Below are 20,034 nucleotides of genomic sequence, written 5' to 3' on the forward strand. Positions count from 1 at the left end.
GTTCCCGTCCCCGCGCCCGTCCCGGTCCCCACACCGGTGCGAGGCGGAAGGAACGCACGAAGCTCATTGAGCTCCGGAAGCAGCCGCAGCGGAGCGAGCGTCTCGAAGATGGCGGCGGCCTCTTCCCCCTCCGCCGCCGAATTCACCGCCGTTCCCGCCGGCAGCGTGCCGCGCACGTTCGCCTTGCAGCGGAAGTGCTGAAGCCCCACCGCCGCGGTGCCCGGGCTCGGCCGGTAGCCGATGTGCCCGAGCAACTTGGAGACGGAGTCCTCCAGGCGCGCGGTGACGAGGAAGCACTCCTCCGCCCACGCCTGCTGATACGTCCACAGCACATGCAGCGCGAGCGCCACGCTGTCGAGCAGCCCCCGCCCCAGGTCCACCGACGACGGCGCCGCGTACGCGAGCGGATTCCACGTGGGCGCTTCGTCCAGCCGGGAGAAGACGATGCGAGCCGACTCACCCAGCCGGGTGCGGAGCTGCTCATGCGTCAGCGCCTGGTGCGTGGAGGGAACGCGGCTCATCGCAGCCCTCCACACACCTGCACGGTGAGCACGCCTTCGGAGCCCGGCCAGTAGCCACCTCGAGCGGTGGCGACCTCCTCCGGCCCGATCGGAATGACGCCCGCCTCCAGCCGCTCCGGCGCATGAGGCTCCAGGCGGCGGAAGCGCTTCACCCGCACCGCCGTCACGCCCGGCACGCGCAACACCGCCTGGTACAGGTCCGCGAGCTGCACGTCGCCGTTCAAACCGGAGCGATCCGGATCCAACAGCCCGCCGTCTCCCGCGATGGCACCCACCACCGCGTCGTGCACCTGCTCCGCCTGCGAATGCGGCGCGGCGTCCACCTCCAGGTCCAGATCGAGCGGCACCCACCGGGGCGGCAGCGCCTCCACGTCCACCCCCAGCACCCGGATCTCCTCCAGCCGCCGGCGCACCCCGGCCCACCGGCGAAGCAGCTCGTCCCGGTCCAGCGTGTCCTCGTCGCGCAGCAACACCGTCACCCGGATGACCGTGCGCAGGTCGCGGATCACCGAGCGCGCCGAAGCCCCCGCGACCTCCGGCAACTGCTGGAGCATCCGCACGTAGTCATCGACGGTGACGGCGGACAGCGGCTGTGACACGCCCGCCGGTGCCCGGTAGCGGATGGAGTCGAGCGACTCCGCGTCGCGTCCGCCCACCGCGGGCAATGGATTGTCCACGCGCACCAGCAGGCGCAGGTCGTCCATCGACCGGGCCAGCAGCTCGCCCGCGGACGCGGAGCGCTGCGGATCCAACGGCACCTGGAGCAGCCGCGTGAGCACGCCCTCCCCCACGTTGCCCACCGTCCCCAGACCAATGCGAAGCGACAACCCCAGCGCCGTCTCCCGGGGAGGCAACGCGGCGCCGTTGATGCCATCGCCCCAACGCAGGCTGGCCCCCCCCGTGGGCGTCGCGCGGAGCACGAACACCTCATCCCCCGGCCCCTGCACGGACAGGTCCTCCACCAACGTCCACGGGTCGTCCTCCACGCTCACCTGGAGCTGGGGCGTCCCGCGCCGCGATTCATCTCCTGGCAGCGGATACCCGGAGGCCTGGACACTGACCGGATGGAACGGCAGGGCGAACTCGCGCGCCGCACCGCCATCCACGACGGGAGACAGCAGCGCGCGCCACTGCGCGAGGCTCCGGGCAAACGGCTCCGCCGAGTCCGCCTCGAAGCCCTCGGGGAGCGGCGACACCGGCAGCCCATGATGCGCGGGCACCCCATTGCCCAGCACGGCCGCGCGAGGCCCGGGCGCGGGGTCCCCAGGTGCCAGGAACGCCTCCGGCGCGAACCTGCGCGGATCCCACCCGACGAACGTCCTATCCGTGGCGAGCGTCACGGACGTCACGCGCACCACGTGTCCGCCCTCGCCGCGTCCCCGGTAGAGGATGAGCCACCGGCCCACCTCCAGCTCCGGATACAGGCCCGCGAGCGTGGCCCCGGTGTCCCCCGGCTGCACGGACTCCGCGAGCGTCACGGATTCCAGCCGGGGGAAGTACGACAGCGGCGACTCGGTGACGAACACCAGCGAGTGCTCGTCCGTGGAGACATTCGCCACCAGCGTCTCGGCTGGAATCTCCAGCACGCCGCCCCCGGTGAGGAACTCCAGCGCGGTGGTGCCCGGAGGAAGCGCGGACAGGTGCAGCTCCTCCAGCCGCTCCTGCACCAGCGCCGCGAGCGCCACCGGATCCAACCGGAACCGCAGCATCACCGTGGCGGAGAGCCCCGGGTCCGGCACGTAGTCCAGACCCCTCGCGTGGTCCTCGACGGAGCGCCGCAGCCGGGCATCCTCCAGGAAGCCTTCCACCACGGCGCGCTCCTGCTGGTACGCCAACGAGTCCAGCTGCGCGGCCACGGCCTCCAGCAACATGGTCGTGAAGTCCGCGGGCCCCCGGTCCTCCCACGGCGCCATCACCGTGCGAGCCCGCTCCAGCATCACCGCCAGCAACGACTGCGCGTCACGGGCCTGGTAGTCCACCAGCGCCCCGGGCGCGGGCCGCTCCGGAGCCGCGAGCCACGGACGCGGCTGCGGATCCCGCACGTCACAGCCCGGCACCACGTCCGGAGCCCAGGCCCCCACGAACGGCGCCGGATCGCGAGGCCCATCCCCCGGCACGGGCACCGCCGCGCGAGAGATGGCCACATCCGGCACCAGTCGAAGGTCCACGCTCTCCGGAGGCGGCAGGCTCCCCGTGAGCAGCGCTGGAGGGACCTCGGGAGTCCCCGGCGTCCGGTACGGCAGCGGCCCCACTTCCAGGAACGGCGGGCCCGCGCCCTGAGCAAAGAGCGCGGGCGAAGCGGACAGCTCCGCGTCCGTCTCCAGCACGAAGGGCGCGCCCACGATGGCCGTGAAGAGCGAGTCGTAAGCACGAATCTCGCCCGGCCCCAGCCGCAGCCCATGCGCATGCCGGTGCCAGGTGAGCTGCGCCAGCAGCAGCTGCTCCGCCTGCAACCAGCCCGCGTGCACCGACGTCCAGGCCTCGGTGCGCCGGATCAGCGCCGTGCGCAGCCCGCCCTCCACCTGCAGCGCGGTGCCGGTGATGACGAAGAGGGAGCAGTCCTCGACGGCAATCTCTCCCGGTGTGCCTTCATCCAGCACCGGCTCCAGGCCCCCCAGCGGCGCGGCCACGTGCAGCCCCACGACGTCCGCGTCCGAGGGGAACTCCGGCAGCGTCAGCGGTCCCACGACCGAGGCCGACAGCGAATCCAGCGCGGCGCTGAGCCAGTCCGACCACGACGCCGCCGGCTGCGCGGACACCGGAACCGGCGCCGCCGCGACACGGCTCACCTCCACGTCGCGCACCCCCACCGGCTCCAGCGAAGGCCCGCCCAGCACCCGCAGGCCCGTGGCGCGCGTCCCGCCGGTGACGTCCTCCACCTGGCCCATGGCCACTTCCATGCTCCGCCCGCCCAGCGCGAGCGCCCCCATCAGGAACGCCCCCGTCACCCGCTGCACGGTGAAGCCCCGCACCTGAAGGGCGCCCGCCGAAGCCACCACGAGCCCGGCGCTCCACTGCGCCCCGGACGCAGCCACGTCGCTCACGGACACGTCCACCAGGGACATGCCCTCGCCCTCCTCCCGAGCCACCAGCACCCGCGCGCCGGTCGCGCTCGCTCCGGACACCTGCGACACCGTGAGCCCGGACAGGTCCGCGCGGGTGAAGCCCGCCAGCTCCAGGCCCGTGCCCGTCGTCGTGCCCGTGACGTCGTGCACCGTCACGTCCGCCCACTGCGAAGCCTGGCAGACCGCCCGCACGCCGAAGGCCTCACCCACCGTGGCCTGCACCGCATCCACGGACAGGCCCGTCACGCGGGCCTCCGCCGCCAGCAGCCGCAAGCCCGTGGCCTCCTCACCCTTCGCCCCCGTCACCGTCAGCGAACCAATGACCACCGTGCCATCCGGCGTCTCCACGCTCACCGCCGCGCAATCCCCCGACGCCGTGGCGCTCACCGTGACGTCCAACACCTCGACCCGCGCGCCCAGGAGGACCAGCCCCGCGTCCACCGCCACCACCGTCACGCCCGACAGCCCTGTGAAGAGCCCGGTCATCTCCAGCGTCCCGCCATCCAGCCGCAGCGACACTCCCAGGCCGCCCGTGAGCCGCAGCGCATGCGCGGGCGTACCGACGACAGCGTCCGTGGTGAGCACGCCCTCGCCCACGGGGAGCACCCACTCCACCTCGCCCGGAGGCGTGGTCTGCAACGCGGCCTGCGCCGCCCCCAGCGACGCCTCCAGCGGCAAGGTCAGCAGGACCCGGGCACTCACGGCGGAGCCTCCAGGTCCCGGCGGAACAACTCCGCTTGCGCCTCACCCGTCGCCAGCAGCGTGTAGAGGATGTCCACGTAGAGCGTCGCGTCCTCGGCGCTCACCTTCACCGCGTCCAGGCGCACCTGGTCGCGCATGAACTCCTGCACGTTGAGGCGGATGATGTACTCGGCCGCGGCGGCGGCCTCCGGGCTCGCGGCTCCGAACACCATCCGCTGCACGCCGCATCCGAAGCGCGGACGGTTCACCCGCTCCCCGGGCAGCGTGAAGAGCAGCTGCTCCAGTTGCTGACGGATGACCTGCGCGGACCCCACCGTGCGCGGCGTGCCCAGGTCTCCCAGCTGGAAGGGGAAGTGCAGGCCGCGCCCCATCACGCCACCCCGTTGAGCGCGTCGCGAGCCAGGTCCACGTCCACCTCGTAGCGGGCCAGCGCCTCCGCCCACACCCAGCGGTGACGCGCGCCGCGCACGTACCAGGTGCCGTCCATCAGCTTGCCCGCCCCCACCAGCCCCACCGGACGCCGGGCGCGCAGGATGCGTGCGTAGCGCAGCCCCTGCACCGTGCCGTTCGCCTCCGCGAGCCAGTCCGCCTCGCGGTAGTCCGACCACGCCAGGTTCTCCACCTCCGGCACTTCGTGCGGCACGTCCACGTACTGCAGGCCCACCGCCTTCGTCTGGGGCCGCTTGGGCAGCACCGCCGCCATGCGGGCCTTGAGGATGTCCGCGCGGCTGGTGGGCCCCATGCGGGGAAAGCGCGGGGCCGTCACCGTGGCGGAGCGGATCCGCCGCGTGCGCTCGTCGATGTGCTCGCCATGCAGCTCCGTGGGCCGGTGGCTCTCCCAGCGCGCCTTGAGCTCGATGACGGACGGCGTGGAGCGGGGAATCAGCGACAGGTCCGGCTGCTTCGGGCCATCCGGCCGCGGAAGGTGGAAGTGGCCCACGCACTCAAGCGCCGCGTTGGCCCCCGCGCCCACCGGGCCCTGCTTGCGCTCCACGAAGGCCTCATACCCGTTGCGCCGGGCCAGCCACCGGATGAGCGACGCGTCCGTGCCGCGCTGGAGCACCACCGCGCGGTCCGGGTCGCGCACCGGCGCCGTCTCCTGCACGTCCAGCGCGAAGCCATACTCCCCGTAGAGCTGCCGCACGATGCCCGCGTCGGACAGGCCGCTGAACGAACGCGTGCGCTCCTCCAGGTGCATCAGGCACGACGCGTCCAGCCCGTACACCTCCAGCGACGAGTCCGGCACGCGCGACGGGCCGAAGTACGGCTCCACCGCGGTGATGTAGCCGTCGAACACCACCTCCTGGACGTCCGGCGCGTCGCTGTCCGGAGCCCCCAGCCCGAAGCTGATGGTGACGCGCTTGAGCAGCGCGAAGCGCCCGTCCGCCAGCGCGTCCCAGTCCCCCGCGTCCGTGGGCGCCATGTCCAGCGACAGGTGGAAGGACGACGCGTCGTCGGTGCGCTCGTCCACCTCCAGGCGGGACACCCGGCCGCGGGCGTCCGTCATGGGCTGTCCGTCGATCCACAGCTGGAGGAACGCCGCGCGCTGGTCCGCCATCAGGGCTTCTCCGGAATGAGCAGCACCGTGCCCGGCTCCAGCAGCGCCTCGGGCTCGAAGGTGGGGTTGGCGTCCACGATGCGCCACGCCTGGAACGGGTCGCTGAAGTAGCGCTGCGCGAGCAGGTCCAACCGGTCCCCCGCCACCACCTTGTGGAGCAGCGACGTGGGCACGCGCGGCGCCACGCGGGGCACGTACAGCGACACCGAGGCGCCCTCCGGCCCCAGCGGTACCGTGTACGTCGGCAGGTCCTTGTTTCGCGAGGAAGGGTCGCTCATGGCCGTCCCGTCAGCTCGCCCCGTCGAGCTTCACCTGCGGCGCCAGGGCCTGCGCGATGAGGGTGCTCGCGTCCGCGCCCTTCACCGCCGCCAGGTCCTCCATCCGCAGACGCAGGTCGCGCAGGTTGGCGAACGCCTGGGCCACCTTGTTGTTCGCCGCGTTCTCCCCCACCTCCAGGATGCGCATGCGCAGGTCCACCTCCGCGCGCAGCGGGTAGAGCGCCGGATCGAACCGCTGCTCAACGATGGTCATCCCGGTGATGACCACCGGGAACGTGCGCGGCCCCAGCATGAGCAGCAGCTCCGTGGGGTTGAGCGAGACGAGCTTCGTCGCGGGCTTCTTCTCCTCCTCGCCCGTCTGGTCCTTGCCCAGCGCCATGCCCTCCAGCATGGCCAGCTCCGGCAGCACGCCCTGGGTGCCCTCCCCCTTCGTGTCGCGCAGCAGCGCCTCCGTCACGTCGAAGACGAGCTTGAGGGCAATCGTCTCGCTCTTGGCGTGCAGGCCACCGCCGCGCTGACCGTCGGTGAGGACCTTGGTCTGCTCGGGCGTCTTGCCGGGCTTGGTCTCCCACTGGCCCGCGCGCGTGCGCGTCACCGTCTCCGGGTTGTACTGGAAGCGCAGCGCGCGCACGCCCGGTTCGGACTTCTTGTCATCCGCCGACGTCGGCAGCGTCACCAGCATGCCCTTCTGGAGCTGCTGATCAAACGCGATGAGCGTCGGGTCCAGGTTGCGGGTCATCCGTTGCCCCGGATGCCGGACGGCTCGCGCTGGGCGAGGCTCCGGGCGATGGCTTCGTTGTTCTTGTCCATCAGCGCCACCACCGTCTGGCTGAACAGCTTCACGAGCTCCTTCGGGTTGTCCGGGACGCTGCGCAGCATCCACGCGAGCTCACGCTCCAGCTCGCGGCGGGTGAGTCCGACCTGTCCTTGCACCGGGGGTGGGGCCATGGCGTGTGCGTCCTTCCGTCGTCAGCTCCAGCCATCCACCAGCGGACGGCCTTCCAGCTCGTTGCGAAGCAGCTCCAGGTAGCGCCACCGCCGGGCGCGGGGCAGCGCCAGGATGTCCGCCTCCGACCAGTGGTAGTGGAAGGCCAGCACGTGCACCTCCGTCTCCAGCCGCGCCGCGCCCCCCCGCAGCTCGCGAGTCAGCAGCGCGAACGGATCCAGCTCCAGCTCCAACCACGCGGAGCACTTCGGGCACCGGGCCAGGAGCCCCAGGTCCGGAGCGGACGTCCCATCCGCCAGCGCCAGCGCGACCGCGTGCCGTGAACGCGCGGGCAGCCCCAGCCACGACGAGGGCGTCAGCGCCCGTCCGTCCACCACCACCAGCCGCGACCACAGGAGCGCGGCGCGCTCCGCCCGGCTGCCCTGCGCGTCCGCGAGCACCGCGTCGTCCTCGCCCGTCGGCTCACGCACCTCCGCGGTGCCTTCCGGCAGCGCGACGGTCAGCACCTCCGGTGCATCCAGGGGCCGCTCCGGCGACAGCGCGGAGAGCCGCACGTCCACGTCCGCGACGGCCTCGCATCCAGGCGCCGGGCAGCGCGCCACCAGCGTCAAGCGGTCCCCATACAGCCGGGCCCGCAGGTGCAGCGCCAGGTGGTGCCGGTCTCCCCGCGTGAGGCACGCCGCCAGCGACGCGTCGACGCGCGGATAGTCCCCCAGCCGCGCCAGGCACGCCGCGAGCAGTTCGCTCACCGCGCGAGGCCCCGGGCGCTCGCCGGCCTGGGCCAGCGACCACTCCTCGCGGCCGGTGAGCGCGCGCAGCTCGCCCTGACGGTGACAGCGGCCGTCCTCGTCGAAGAGGCCGTGCGGCAGGAGCACCGGGATGGGAGGATCGAGGAGCACGTCAGACCACCGCCTCCAGCGTGAAGCCCTCGTGGTTGACCTCGCAACTCTCGATGAGGATCTCGTTCGCCTCCGCGGCCAGCTCCGACATCGCGGTGAACTTCGAGACCCACGCGTTGCGCAGCACGAACTTCTTCACCGCGCGGTTGAAGTCCAGGTCGTAGACGAGGATTTCGACGGTGCGCCGGTAGTCCGGCTCGGCGGCGCGGAAGCCGGGCGTGGCCTCGTGGCGGATGAGCTGGAGCGCCCAGTCCCGGAACGTCGTGTCCTGCGTGAGCCCCGCCTCCAGCGTGATGGGCTCGTAGTGCACGCGGCCCGGGGACAGCTCGTCCACGGAGGACGGGCTGTTGCCGGAGCGGAACTTCACCACCTCCACGGTGCCGGTGATGCCGGAAATCTTCCGGCACGCGGCCACCTCGATGTTGTTGAAGAGCACGCGGAAGTTGAAGTTGCGGTACGGGTCGCGCTTCGTGGACTCGACGAATCGGGGCATGGCATCACTCCTCGAAAAGGGGACGTCAGGGCGTCGCGGGCAGGGACAGCACGGGCCGGGGCACCGGCTCCCAGCCCTCGTGGGTGAGCTCCAGCGACAGGAGCGCCACCTCCCCCGCCATGGCATCCAGCTTGGGCAGGGCGTGGAACTTGGACACCCACGCGTTGTGCACGTGGAAGCTGCGGATGCGCGCCTCCATGCCGCCGGGCGCGGGCACGGCCGTGGGGTGCGCGTATGCGTCCCACACGTCGATGAAGAGGTCGCGCTTCACCGGCTCGCCGGGCGCCTTGCCGGTGCGCGCGAACTCCAGCACCGCGCGAGCCCAGCGCTCCAGCGAGTCATCCAGCGCCAGCCCCTGCTCCAGCACCAGCGGCTCCCACGTCACCTTGTGGGGCTGGGCGTAGCGGTGCAGGTTGTTGCCGCCCTCCCACGTCTCATGGGCGCCCACGCTGACGGACAGGCCGGACACGGTGCGCACACCGGCCACGTAGTCGCCGGCCCCGGACGTGCTCATCCGGAGCCGGAACTGGAAGGTCCGCAGCGGGTTGCGGGCGTTGGCGGGGACGGGCGTGGGCATCAGGCCGCCAGCAGGCTCTTCTGGCTGATTTCAATCACGACGAACTCCGCGGGCTTCAGCGGCGCGAAGGCCACCTGCGCGGTGACGATGCCCGCGTCCACGTTCTCCTGCGGGTTGGTGCTCCGGTCGCAGACGACGCTGAAGGCCTCCTCGGGCGTGCTGCCCTGGAAGGCGCCCTGCCGGAACAGGCCCAGCATGAAGGACTCGATGGCGACGCGGATGCGGCCCCACAGCTCCTCGTCATTGGGCTCGAACACCGCCCACATGAGGCCGCGCCGCAGGGACTCCTTGAGGAAGAGCGCGGTGCGGCGCACCGGGATGTAGCGCCACTCGGGGTCGGGCGACAGCGTGCGCGAGCCCCACGACACCAGCCCCACGCCGGGGAACTGGCGCAAGCAGTTGAGGCTCACCGGGTTGAGCTGATCCTGCTCCGCGTCGATGACGGGGTACTGGAGGCCCAGCGCACTGGCGAGCGACGCCTCGATGCCGGCGGGCGCCTTCCACACGCCGCGCGTGGTGTCCGTGCGCGCGAAGAGGCCCGCCACGTGGCCGGACGGAGGCACCAGCCGCGTGGGGTTTCGGCCCACGCCCACCGGGTCCGCCACGCGGATCCACGGGTAGAACATGGCCGAGTTCTTCGAGCGCGAAGGCAGGCCCTCCACGAACTGCTTCGCGTCGTCCGGCAGCACCGCGAAGTCCTTGTCCACGCCGCCGGGGCCGTCCGCGAGGAAGAAGCAGTCCCCCCGGTTGTCGCAGTACGCGACGCCCGCGGCGATGAACGACACCTCGTTCTTGCCGGGCAGCGCGATGATGTTGACGTCCTCCGTGTCCAGCGCGTGCAGGCCCGTGCGCAGCTTCGCGTCGCCCGCGAAGTCGGACGAGTCCAGCAGGCCCGTGCCGTCATCGCCGCCCAAGAGCCGCAGGTTCGTCGCCGCCACCGGTCGCACCGAGGGGTTCGCGGGCGAGTCGTCGGAGTAACCCCGGGCACGCGGCGCGAAGCCCAGCGCCCGCAGCATGGTGGGCACCGTGGGCTGGAGCGTTTCGCTGATGGCCAATTGGAGCCCATCGAAGGACTCCGCGCCCAGGCCCGCCGTCCCGGCCGCGGGCGTGCCGGTGAAGCCGCTGGCGGAGAGCGACAGCGTGGAGGTGCCCGCCGCCGTGGCCAGGCCCGTGATGACGGTGTTGCCCTGCGCGTCCGTCACCACCGACGCGACCTTGCCGGCCAGCGCCACGCTCAGCGAGTGGTTCAACTCCGCGGGCGTCACCGCGCCGGCATTCGCCGCGAGGATGGGGATGGGCACCACCGTGGTCGCACCCGGCGAGCCCACGGTGACCTTGGCGTCCTCGGGGTCCAGGTCATACGTGGCGCCCGCGGGCTTGGGGATGGTGAGCGTGGGCCCGGTGGCCACCTTGAGGGAAATCTCCGGTGAGTCCGTGCCGCCAATGACGAACGTGTTGCCCAGGCCCGCCGAGGTGACGGCCTGGGTGAGGAAGGTCTTGAGCTCCGTGGCGGTCAGCTGCGCGCGGCCGTTGACGAACGCCGCGCCCGGCACGGCGGCCACCACCAGGGCCTGCGTGATGGAGACGTCCAGCGTCGTGCGGGGCAGGTCCGGCTGGGCTTCATCCCAGGTGGAGACCTGGAGCTTGCCGCCGTCGAAGAGGCTGTACTTCGTGCCGGACAGCACTGCGGCCTTGAGCTTGGGAGGCACGCCGGGGACGAGCACCGCGCCCGGCGCCCGAGCCGCCAGCGCCGCCTGGAACTCGTCACGCACGCGGATGTAGCGGGAGATGTCGTTGATGCGGTCGCCGACGTAGTCCTCGCTCGCCGGGTCCATGCGCACGTCCTCGAACGTCTCCAGCCGGCGCGTGGCTCCCGCTTCCGTCCACATCACCTCCACGCGGAAAGCCTCCGAGGGGAAGTTGATGGAGTCGCTCACCTGGACGCGGAGATAGCCGGACCACTCGCCCGCGCCCCGGGCCAGGAACGTGAGGGCGTTGAGGCCGCCGCCCACGCGAGCGGCCAGGGACGAGGACACGCCGGCCACCGCGTCCGAGGGCAGCACGCGCACGACGTACGCGCGGCGTCCCCCGGAATCGAAGAAGGCCTCCACCGCCTGCGCGACGAGGCCCGCCTCACCGGGCTCGTGGCCGCCGAAGGCGCGCTCGTACTCGGCGAAGCCGGTGACGAACTGGGCCAGGGCCGGAATGCCGCGCGCCGTGCGGCCGACGAACGCCGCCGTGGACGTGCCCACCCCTTCGATGGGGCGCGCACCGGCACTGATTTCCTCCACATAGACGCCCGGATGCAGTCGCTCAGCCACGTTCATCCTCCTGGGTTCAGATGGTCCCGCGCCTGGCGGTATCGACTTCGGTGACGGAAGTGCCCGGGTGGCCGCTGGCGCCGCGAGAGGCCCCGCGCGCGACGGGGTCCACCTGGGGTTTCTCGACGAGGCGCGCGGTGGTGCGCGCGTTCGGCTCGTCCATCAGCGCGGAGACCCGGTAGTCCACGCAGCAGCGGTACAGGTGGTTCAAGAGATCGTCGCGGCGGCGCAGCTGGGTCTGGAAGAAGAAGCACTCCTCCTGGAACACGAGCGTGCGGCCCCGGGGCCACGCGCCCTCCACGGGCTTGCTGAGCGTCACGCGGTCGCCGTCCACGCCCAGCACCAGCGCCTGGAAGCGCTGCTTGCCCACGCGGAAGCCGTCCTCGCTCGCGCCCAGCACCACCACGTCGCCCGGCCTGAGGCGCGAGGCCGCGGTGACGGAGCGGCGCAGCGCCGGATCCAACGGCCCCACGGGCTCCGCCACCAGGTGCAGGTGGTCCACGGTGAAGTCCAGCGGCGTCCCCGCCGGGTCCCCCAGCGTGAGCACCATGTCGCTCGCGGCGACGGTGATGCCCGGAGCCGCGACCGGCGGCGAGGGCGTGGCCTCCGCGTCCTGGAGCGGCTGCTGCGCCCCATCCGCCGACAGCCACACCACGCCCTCCCCCGCCTCCAGCCGCGCATGCAAAGCGACGCCGGCCTCCAGCCGCTCCGCCGGGAGCCGCCAGCGCGTCTCCGCGACCTGCGTGCCGCTGGACCGAGCGAGCGTCGCGGTGGCCACCACCTCGCCCATGAGCCGAGTGCCCACCTGCTCATAGCGGACGATGAGCCGCAGCACGGGCTGCGCCTGCGCCATCAGCACGGCCACCGGCAGCGTCTGGCCCGCCACCGCGCCAGCGGCGACGCGCAGCCCCAAGGACAGCGCCAGCCCGTCCGGAGCCGGATTGTCGGCGTGGAACGGATCCGCCACGGCGGGCATGGGGTAGACGAGCACGGAGGCGGTGCCGGTGCCGGACAGCCGCAGTCCTCCGGAGTCAGGCAGGAAGGACGCGCCCGGCGCCAGGTCCACGCGTCCGCCGCGAGCGCGCTCCAGGCTCGCGTCACTGGACTCCAGGTGCGCCAGGGACAGGAGCGTGGTGGGCTCGCCGAGCGTCAGGAGGCGGACCGCCGTGGCGCCGTCGGTCACATCCTCGGCCAGGAGCGACGGGCGCAGGACCATGTTCCCGCGCGTGGGGATGGAGAGCGCGACCGTGTCCATGATGGACGCCAGGTCCCCCTGCGAACCCGCCCACACGTCCACCTGCACGTCGATGGCCATGGCCTTGGGCGCGCGAATCCTGCTGAGGAACGTCCGGCCCTCCTGCGAGCGCTCCGGAGGCTCCAACCCCAGAGGCCCCGCGATGCTGCCGGCCACCGGCAGCACCTCCACGCTGGAGCGGAACGCCATCGACGCGATGCCCGGATCGGAGCTGATCGCGAGCCGGCCGCCCTCCACGTCCCAGCGCGCGGCGACGGCGCCCAGCGCCTCCAGCATCAAGGGGTCCGCGAGCGGCGCCCCTGAAGGCTCCTGGAAGAGCCCCCCGGAGAGCGCATCCGCCAGCTTCGCGTTGATGGCCGCCGTTACCGAAGGCCCCGTCGCGGTGGAAGCAAACGAACCGCCCGGCAGGCCCGTGAGGGTGACGGTGGCGCGGCCGTCCAGGCGCAGCATGAGCGAGCCATTGGGAGGCACGCTGTCCACGGGAGCGCGAGGCTTGCCGACGACGTGGCCCGGGACGCGGACGGTGGCGACGCCGGTGCGGCCGTTCTCACGCTCGGGTTCGGAGAAGAGGCCCAGCGGACCGACGACGGACAGGAACGGCACGCGTGAAGGCCGGTAGCCCTCGTCCACGTAGCCATGCGCGGCAAAGACACGCACGTCGCCGCTGCGCAAGGCCAACCGGCCCTGCCACAGCAGTCCACTGAGGATCTCGCGAATCACGCGACACGACCCTCTGGGGCAACGCCATGTCTGGCTTTAAACCAATGCGTCACGGCACCCCCCGGCACCTGCGACCCGCGAAGGGCGGCGACAATGAACCAGGAGCTCCGCCGGCGTCAACACTGCACGCATGTATTGATTTGGGTTTTTGTGTGTCTATTCCGACGGCATTCCCACCCTGGCGGGAGGGTTTGACGGGGTGGTTGTCCGCTGTGCCGCAAACCATCTTTCGCGGCAAGGGAGCGGCGGATGCGATTCGTGGACTTCGTGGACCTGGCCGCTCAGCTGTTCGAGGGCGCGGGCGTGGTCGTGATGGTGGTGGGGGCGGCGGTCTCCGTGGCGCTCGCCCTCCGGGACGCACGCGGGCCGCTGCGGGCGAAGGCGTACCGGCAGCTCCGTCACTACCTGGGCCGCGCCATCCTGCTGGGATTGGAGCTGCTCGTCGCGGCGGACATCATCCGCACGGTCGCCCAGTCGCCCACGCTGCGGCAGGTGGTCATCCTGGGCCTCATCGTCCTCATCCGGACCTTCCTCAGCTTCACGCTGGAGGTGGAGATCGACGGACGGTGGCCCTGGCAGTCACCGCCTCGCGGCAAGGACGAAGCCGGTCCACCGGGCGCTTGAGTGGGCGCTGTCTGCCGTTGGGTGCCAGCCAGACAGAGGCTGCGCCCCCGGGCGGATGCGGGCTGCCCACCCTCGCGGGGGATGCACACCCTCCAGGTCAGGCCACTTCCATGGTGGGAAGCGGCGTCACGGGGCCCTGCCTCCAAGCTCGCCGGGAAGGGTCGGGGTCAAAGGAGGCGTGCGTGGAGAGCCCCAGCGCAAGCTTCGACCCGGAGACCCGCGAGCCCCTCACCGACGAGCACTCCCGGCTGCTCCTCGAGACGCTGGTGGCCAGCACGCCCGTGGGGCTCGCGGTGGTGGACCTGCGGCAGCGCTTCGTCCAGGTCAACGACGCGCTCGCGGCCATCAATGGCATCCCCCGCGCCGCCCACCTGGGCCGCAAGGTGCAGGAGATCGTCCCGGAGATGTGGCCCACGCTGCGTCCCCAGTACCAGCGCATCCTGGACGGCGGGGGCGCGCAGACGCTGGAGGTCAGCGGCGTCACCTCCAAGGAGCTGGGCGTCGAGCGCCACTTCCTCGTCAGCTACTACCCCGTGCGCACGAGCGCGGGAGCCCTCCTGGGCATCGGCATCATCGTGGTGGAGGTCACCGAGCAGCGCAGGGCCCACGACGCGCTCCTGGCCAGCGAGCAGCGCTACCGCTCGCTGGTGGAGGCCCTGGCGCAGCCGGTATGGACCACCAACGGCCGCGGCGAGGTGGTGGAGCCCGCGCCGCGCTGGATGGAGTTCACCGGCCAGACGCACGCGGAGCACCTGGGGCTGGGCTGGCTCGCCGCCATCCATCCGGACGACCGCAAGCGGGTGGTGAGGGGCTGGGTGGAGTCCCTGCGCACGAAGACGACCTACCGGGGCGAGTTCCGCCTGCGCTACCACGCCGGGGGCTACCGGGACGTCGTGGGCCGGGCCGTGCCCGTGTTCGGGAAGAAGGGCGCCATCCGCGAATGGATCTCCACGGCGGAGGACATCACCGAGCGCAAGCACGCGGAGGCCCAGGCGGAGAACGAGCGCGCGAGGCTGCGCTCCGTGCTGACGAGCGCCCCGGCGTCCATCGCCATCCTCTCCGGCGAAGAGCAGGTCTTCACGCTGGTGAACCCGCTCTACAAGGCGCTGTCCGGGGGCGTGGACCTGATGGGGGCCTCCATCAAGGGCACCGATGACGCCCGGGCCGCCGAGTACTCGCGGTTGCTGGAGAAGGCCTACACCCAGGGAGAGCCCTTCATTGAGAAGGAGGTCCCCATCACCACCGACTTCCAGAATACCGGCGTGGAGTCGACGCGGCGGTTCGACGTGGCGTACCAGCCGCTGCGCGACGTGAAGGGCCAGGTGGACTCCGTGTTGTCCTTCGCCATCGACGTGACGGAGCGGGTGGAGGCACGCAAGAAGCTGGAGGAGTCCGCCGCGTCCCTGAAGAACCAGCAGCGCTGGCTGGAGGCGGTGTTGGATCGGACGCCGGTGGCGATGATCCTGGTGGAGCCCCAGACGGGCCGCGTCGTCTTCGCGAACCAGGTGGCCCGGAGGATGGCCGGCGGCGACTTCCCCGGGGGCCTGAGCGAGGAGGCCTACAACCGGGGTGAGTACCACTTCACGGACGAAGCGGGCCGGGTGCTGAGCCTGGAGGAGATCCCCGGCGTCCGCGCGGTGAGAGGAACACCTGTGCACGGCGAGCCGGTCATCTGGCACACGCCCACCGGGCACTACTCGCTGCTGGTGGAAGCGGCTCCCCTGCCCGCCCAGCACGGCCACGACGCGGCGGTCCTCCTGGCGCTCCAGGACGTCACCGAGCTGCGAACGACCCAGGCCCAGCTCCAGCACGCCGTCTCGCTCCGGGACGAGTTCCTGACGGTGGCGTCACACGAATTGAAGACACCGCTGACGCCGTTGCAGCTGAAGCTCCAATCCCTGGTCCGGGACGCGCAGGCTGAACAGACCCTGGAGGCGCTGAGGGCGCGGGTGGTGAAGACGGCGGAGACCATCTCCGGACAGGTCCGCAAGATGACCACGCTCATCAACGACCTGCTGGAGGTGACGCAGCTCACGGGCCCCGCCGCGCCGTTGCAGTTGGAGGATGTGGACCTGGCGGACGTGGTGCGCACCGTGGTGGAGCGTTTCCAGGCCCAGGCCACGAAGGCGGGCTGCAAGGTCATCATCGACGCGGAACCGGGAGCGGTGGGCCGCTGGGACCGCCACCGGCTGGAGCAGGTGGCGAGCAGCCTCTTGTCCAACGCGCTGAAGTACGGCCCCGGGCGCCCGGTCACGCTGCGAGTGGAGCGGGACCGGGGCCGGGCCAGGCTGAGCGTGAGGGACGAAGGCATCGGCATCGCGCCAGGAAGCCTCCAGGCCATCTTCGAGAAGTTCACCCGGGCCGTGTCCACCCGGCACTACGGTGGCCTGGGCCTGGGTCTCTTCATCACGAGGCAGATTGTCGAAGCCCACCACGGAACCCTGCGCGCGGTCAGTCAACCCGGGCAGGGCGCGACGTTCATCGTGGAGCTGCCCATGGTCTGAGCCGCTCCCCCAACGCGTCACCAGGACACCGAGCGCCATCTCACACAACGCCCGGCCCCAAGACGGAAAGCGGCCCCTGGAGACACCCAGGGGCCGCGAAACTTCACGATTCCTACCGCCGCGCCGGAGGCACACCGTTCTCGCCGTACAGGTAGGCCTGCAGCGGCTTCACCGCGAGGTCCGAGCGCTTCAGCGACTCCAGCGCGCCCACCGCCATGCGCGCCGCCTGCACCGTCGTGTAGTACGGCACCGAGTGCATCAGCGCCTCACGGCGGATGGAGAAGCTGTCCGCGATCTCCTGCTTGCCGAAGGTGGTGTTGATGACCAGGACGATCTCCCCGTCGACGATCTTGTCGACGATGTTCGGCCGGCCCTCCTTCACCTTCTGCACCCGCTGCGACTCGATGCCCTTCGTCTGCAGGTAGTCGTGCGTGCCCGCCGTCGCCGTCAGGCTGAAGCCCATCGACCGCAGGCGCCGGGCCAGGTCCACCACCGCCGGCTTGTCGTCGTCCTTCACGGAGATGAACACCCGGCCCGTCTTGGGCAGCTTCACGCCCGCCGCCAGCTGGCTCTTCGCGAACGCGGACGCATAGTCCTCCGCCAGGCCCATGACCTCGCCCGTGGACTTCATCTCCGGGCCCAGAATCACGTCCACCCCGGCGAAGCGCGCGAACGGGAAGACACTCTCCTTCACCGCCACGTGCCGGAACTCCGGCTCCTCCGTGCGGCCCAGCTCCTTCAGCGTCTTGCCCACCATGCAGAGCGCGGCGATCTTCGCCATCGGCATGCCCGTCGCCTTGGAGATGAACGGCACCGTGCGGCTCGCTCGCGGGTTCACTTCCAGGATGTAGATGTTCTTCCCCTGGATGGCGAACTGCACGTTCATCAGGCCCACCACGCCCAATTCGCGCGCCATCGCGATGGCCTGGTCCTTCATCCGCTCCACCAGGTCCGGCGACAGCGAGTGCGGAGGCAGCGTCGCCGCCGCGTCACCCGAGTGCACGCCCGCCTCCTGGATGTGCTCCAGCACGCCGCCAATCAGCACCTGCCCCGTGCGGTCCGCCACCAGGTCCAGGTCCACCTCGATGGCGTCCTTCAGGAAGCGGTCAATCAACACCGGGTGCTCCGGAGACGCGCTCACCGCCTCGCGCATGTAGCGCTCCAGGCTGGCCGCGTCGTAGACCGTCTCCATCGCGCGCCCGCCCAGCACGTACGACGGACGCACCATCACCGGGTAGCCAATCCGCTCGGCCACCTTGAAGGCCTCCGCGTGGCTGCGCGCGACGCCGTTCTCCGGCTGCTTCAGGCCCAGCTTCTCAATCAGCTTCGCGAACTTCTCGCGGTCCTCCGCCCGGTCGATGGCGTCCGGCGACGTGCCCAGAATGGGCAGCCCCGCCTGCTCCAGCGGCACGCTCAGGCGCAGCGGCGTCTGCCCGCCGAACTGCACGATGGCGCCCACCGGCTTCTCACGCTGGGACACCTCCAGGACGTCTTCAATCGTCAGCGGCTCGAAGTAGAGGCGGTCGGACGTGTCGTAGTCCGTGGACACCGTCTCCGGGTTGCAGTTGACCATCACCGTCTCGTACCCGGCCTCGCGCAGCGCGAAGGCCGCGTGCACGCACGCGTAGTCGAACTCGATGCCCTGGCCGATGCGGATGGGACCGCTGCCCAGAATCAGGACCTTCTGCCGGTCCGTGGGGGGCGCCTCGTCCTCCTCCTCGTAGGTGGAGTACAGGTAGGGCGTGTACGCCTCGAACTCCGCGGCGCAGGTGTCCACCCGCTTGAACACCGGACGGATGCCGCGCGCGTGCCGGTGCGCCCGCACCTCCGCCTCCGGGTAGCCCATCAGGTTGCCCAGGTACTTGTCGGAGAAGCCGTGCGCCTTCGCCTGACGAAGCACGTCGTCCGCCAGATGGTCCAGCCGGCCAATGTCCGCCAGCGCCTGCGCCTCGCGCACCAGCGCCTCGATGTGCCGCAGGAACCACGGGTCGATGGCGGAGAGCTGGTGCACCTGCTCCACCGTCATGCCCTCGCGGAAGGCCTGCGCCACGAACCAGGGGCGCTCCGGACGGGGCACGCGCAGCCCCTCGTGCAGCACCTTCTCCCGCTCCTCCTTCTCCGAGGGCAGCTCCGGCGACTCCAGGCCCACGCGCCCCAGCTCCATGGAGCGCAGCGCCTTCATGTACGCCTCGGGGAAGGTGCGCCCAATGGCCATCACCTCGCCCACCGAGCGCATGCTCGTGGTCAGCGTGCGGTCCGCCTTGGGGAACTTCTCGAAGTTGAAGCGCGGCACCTTCACCACCACGTAGTCCAGCGTCGGCTCGAAGGAGGCCGGCGTGTCGCGGGTGATGTCGTTGCGCAGCTCATCCAGCGTGTAGCCCAGCGCCAGCTTCGCGGCGACCTTCGCGATGGGGTAGCCCGTCGCCTTGGACGCCAGCGCGCTGGAGCGCGACACGCGCGGGTTCATTTCAATGACGACCATGCGGCCGTCGCGCGGGTGGATGCCGAACTGGATGTTGGAGCCGCCCGTGTCGACGCCAATCTCGCGGATGATGGCCAGCGACGCCTGCCGCATGCGCTGGTACTCGCGGTCCGTCAGCGTCTGCGCGGGCGCCACGGTGATGGAGTCACCGGTGTGCACGCCCATCGGGTCCAGGTTCTCGATGGAGCAGATGATGATGACGTTGTCGGCGGAGTCGCGCACCACCTCCAGCTCGTACTCCTTCCAGCCGAGCACGCTCTCCTCCACCAGGATGGTGGAGGTGGGGCTCGCCTTCAGGCCCGAGCGGCAGATGGCCTCGAACTCCTCGCGGTTGTACGCGATGCCGCCACCCGTGCCGCCGAGCGTGAAGGACGGCCGGATGATGGCCGGGAAGCCGATCTCCTCCACCAGCGCCATGGCGTCCGCGAGCGTCGTCGCATAGCCGCTCTTGGGCAGCGCCACGCCAATCTTCTGCATGGCCGCCTTGAAGAGCTGGCGGTCCTCGGCCTTGTTGATGGCCTCCAGGGACGCGCCAATGAGCCGCACCCCGTACTTCTCCAGGATGCCCCGCTCCGCGAGCGCCTTGGCCAGGTTGAGCGCCGTCTGGCCGCCCATCGTCGGCAAGAGCGAGTCCGGCCGCTCGGCGGCCAGAATCTTCTCCGCCGCCTCCACGGTGATGGGCTCGATGTAGGTGCGGTGGGCGAACTCAGGGTCCGTCATCACCGTGGCGGGGTTGCTGTTGAGCAGCACCACCTCCACGCCCTCGTCCCGAAGCGCCTTGATCGCCTGGGTGCCTGAGTAGTCGAACTCGACGGCCTGCCCGATGACAATCGGGCCCGAGCCAATCACGAGAACCTTCCGGATATCAGTGCGCTTGGGCATCGGGCGCCCCCCATACCAACGTCCGCCCCCACATGCACGCGGTGCGTTGTGGCATCCGAAGGGACCGTCCGATGCCCGCCTGCTCGGAGGACCCCGGCCCGGCGTCCTCTGCTACGCTGCCGCGCTTCCCTCCGGAGGTTCCATGCGTCGCTGGCCCCTGGCCCTGCTCGTTCTCCTCTCAGCGCCCGCCCTCGCCCAGGAGGACAC

General features: G+C 71.2%; 15 protein-coding genes. 2 read left to right on the forward strand and 13 right to left on the reverse strand.

What is annotated here, in order from left to right:
• The 12 genes from D7X55_RS16445 to D7X55_RS16500 form a co-directional block, all read right to left on the reverse strand.
• Positions 1 to 521 (reverse strand): hypothetical protein (locus D7X55_RS16445; RefSeq protein WP_199746984.1); only part of this gene is annotated, 521 nt, incomplete at its 3' end.
• Positions 518 to 4,288 (reverse strand): baseplate J/gp47 family protein, encoded by a 3,771-nt coding sequence (locus D7X55_RS45510; RefSeq protein ID WP_121723531.1) that lies wholly within the window; start codon positions 4,286 to 4,288, stop codon positions 518 to 520. The genes D7X55_RS45510 and D7X55_RS16445, both read right to left, overlap by 4 nt.
• Positions 4,285 to 4,659, reverse strand: a complete 375-nt coding sequence (locus D7X55_RS16455; RefSeq protein ID WP_120551961.1) for a GPW/gp25 family protein — start codon at positions 4,657 to 4,659, stop codon at positions 4,285 to 4,287. Before D7X55_RS16455 ends, D7X55_RS45510 begins: the two co-directional genes overlap by 4 nt.
• Complete coding sequence (locus D7X55_RS16460; protein WP_121723532.1) at positions 4,659 to 5,846, reverse strand: phage late control D family protein; 1,188 nt, start codon at positions 5,844 to 5,846, stop codon at positions 4,659 to 4,661. Before D7X55_RS16460 ends, D7X55_RS16455 begins: the two co-directional genes overlap by 1 nt.
• The gene (locus tag D7X55_RS16465) at positions 5,846 to 6,124 is read right to left on the reverse strand and encodes a tail protein X (protein WP_120551963.1); all 279 of its coding nucleotides are present in this window, start codon (positions 6,122 to 6,124) and stop codon (positions 5,846 to 5,848) included. Before D7X55_RS16465 ends, D7X55_RS16460 begins: the two co-directional genes overlap by 1 nt.
• Positions 6,125 to 6,134: 10 nt before the next feature.
• Positions 6,135 to 6,863: a hypothetical protein gene (locus D7X55_RS16470; protein WP_121723533.1), complete on the reverse strand. Its 729-nt coding sequence runs from the start codon at positions 6,861 to 6,863 to the stop codon at positions 6,135 to 6,137.
• Positions 6,860 to 7,072 (reverse strand): hypothetical protein, encoded by a 213-nt coding sequence (locus tag D7X55_RS16475; RefSeq protein ID WP_120551965.1) that lies wholly within the window; start codon positions 7,070 to 7,072, stop codon positions 6,860 to 6,862. Before D7X55_RS16475 ends, D7X55_RS16470 begins: the two co-directional genes overlap by 4 nt.
• 21 nt (positions 7,073 to 7,093) lie before the next feature.
• A complete protein-coding gene (locus D7X55_RS16480; protein WP_121723534.1) occupies positions 7,094 to 7,969 on the reverse strand; it encodes a hypothetical protein in 876 nt (291 codons plus the stop codon).
• 1 nt (position 7,970) lies between these two features.
• The gene (locus tag D7X55_RS16485; protein ID WP_120551967.1) at positions 7,971 to 8,462 is read right to left on the reverse strand and encodes a phage tail protein; all 492 of its coding nucleotides are present in this window, start codon (positions 8,460 to 8,462) and stop codon (positions 7,971 to 7,973) included.
• Between the two features lie 25 nt (positions 8,463 to 8,487).
• Positions 8,488 to 9,039 carry a phage tail protein gene (locus D7X55_RS16490; RefSeq protein ID WP_120551968.1) on the reverse strand — a complete coding sequence of 184 codons (552 nt, stop codon included), beginning with the start codon at positions 9,037 to 9,039 and terminating at the stop codon, positions 8,488 to 8,490.
• Positions 9,039 to 11,360, reverse strand: coding sequence for a phage tail sheath subtilisin-like domain-containing protein (locus tag D7X55_RS16495; protein ID WP_158626378.1), 2,322 nt, complete (start codon positions 11,358 to 11,360; stop codon positions 9,039 to 9,041). Before D7X55_RS16495 ends, D7X55_RS16490 begins: the two co-directional genes overlap by 1 nt.
• A gap of 16 nt (positions 11,361 to 11,376) precedes the next feature.
• Positions 11,377 to 13,335, reverse strand: a complete 1,959-nt coding sequence (locus D7X55_RS16500; RefSeq protein ID WP_121723537.1) for a hypothetical protein — start codon at positions 13,333 to 13,335, stop codon at positions 11,377 to 11,379.
• Between the two features lie 249 nt (positions 13,336 to 13,584).
• Between D7X55_RS16500 and D7X55_RS16505 the strand changes: the two genes are divergently transcribed.
• A complete protein-coding gene (locus D7X55_RS16505) occupies positions 13,585 to 13,959 on the forward strand; it encodes a DUF1622 domain-containing protein (RefSeq protein WP_120551971.1) in 375 nt (124 codons plus the stop codon).
• A 182-nt stretch (positions 13,960 to 14,141) separates the two neighbouring features.
• On the forward strand, positions 14,142 to 16,463 hold the full coding sequence (locus D7X55_RS16510) for a PAS domain S-box protein (RefSeq protein ID WP_158626379.1): 2,322 nt from the start codon (positions 14,142 to 14,144) through the stop codon (positions 16,461 to 16,463).
• A gap of 112 nt (positions 16,464 to 16,575) precedes the next feature.
• On the opposite strand, the gene carB is transcribed toward D7X55_RS16510, so the two are convergent.
• Complete coding sequence (gene carB / locus D7X55_RS16515; protein WP_121723539.1) at positions 16,576 to 19,827, reverse strand: carbamoyl-phosphate synthase large subunit; 3,252 nt, start codon at positions 19,825 to 19,827, stop codon at positions 16,576 to 16,578.
• Positions 19,828 to 20,034 lie beyond the last annotated feature (207 nt).

The sequence above is a fragment of the Corallococcus sp. AB049A genome (assembly GCF_003668885.1).
Taxonomy (GTDB): Bacteria; Myxococcota; Myxococcia; order Myxococcales; family Myxococcaceae; genus Corallococcus; species Corallococcus interemptor.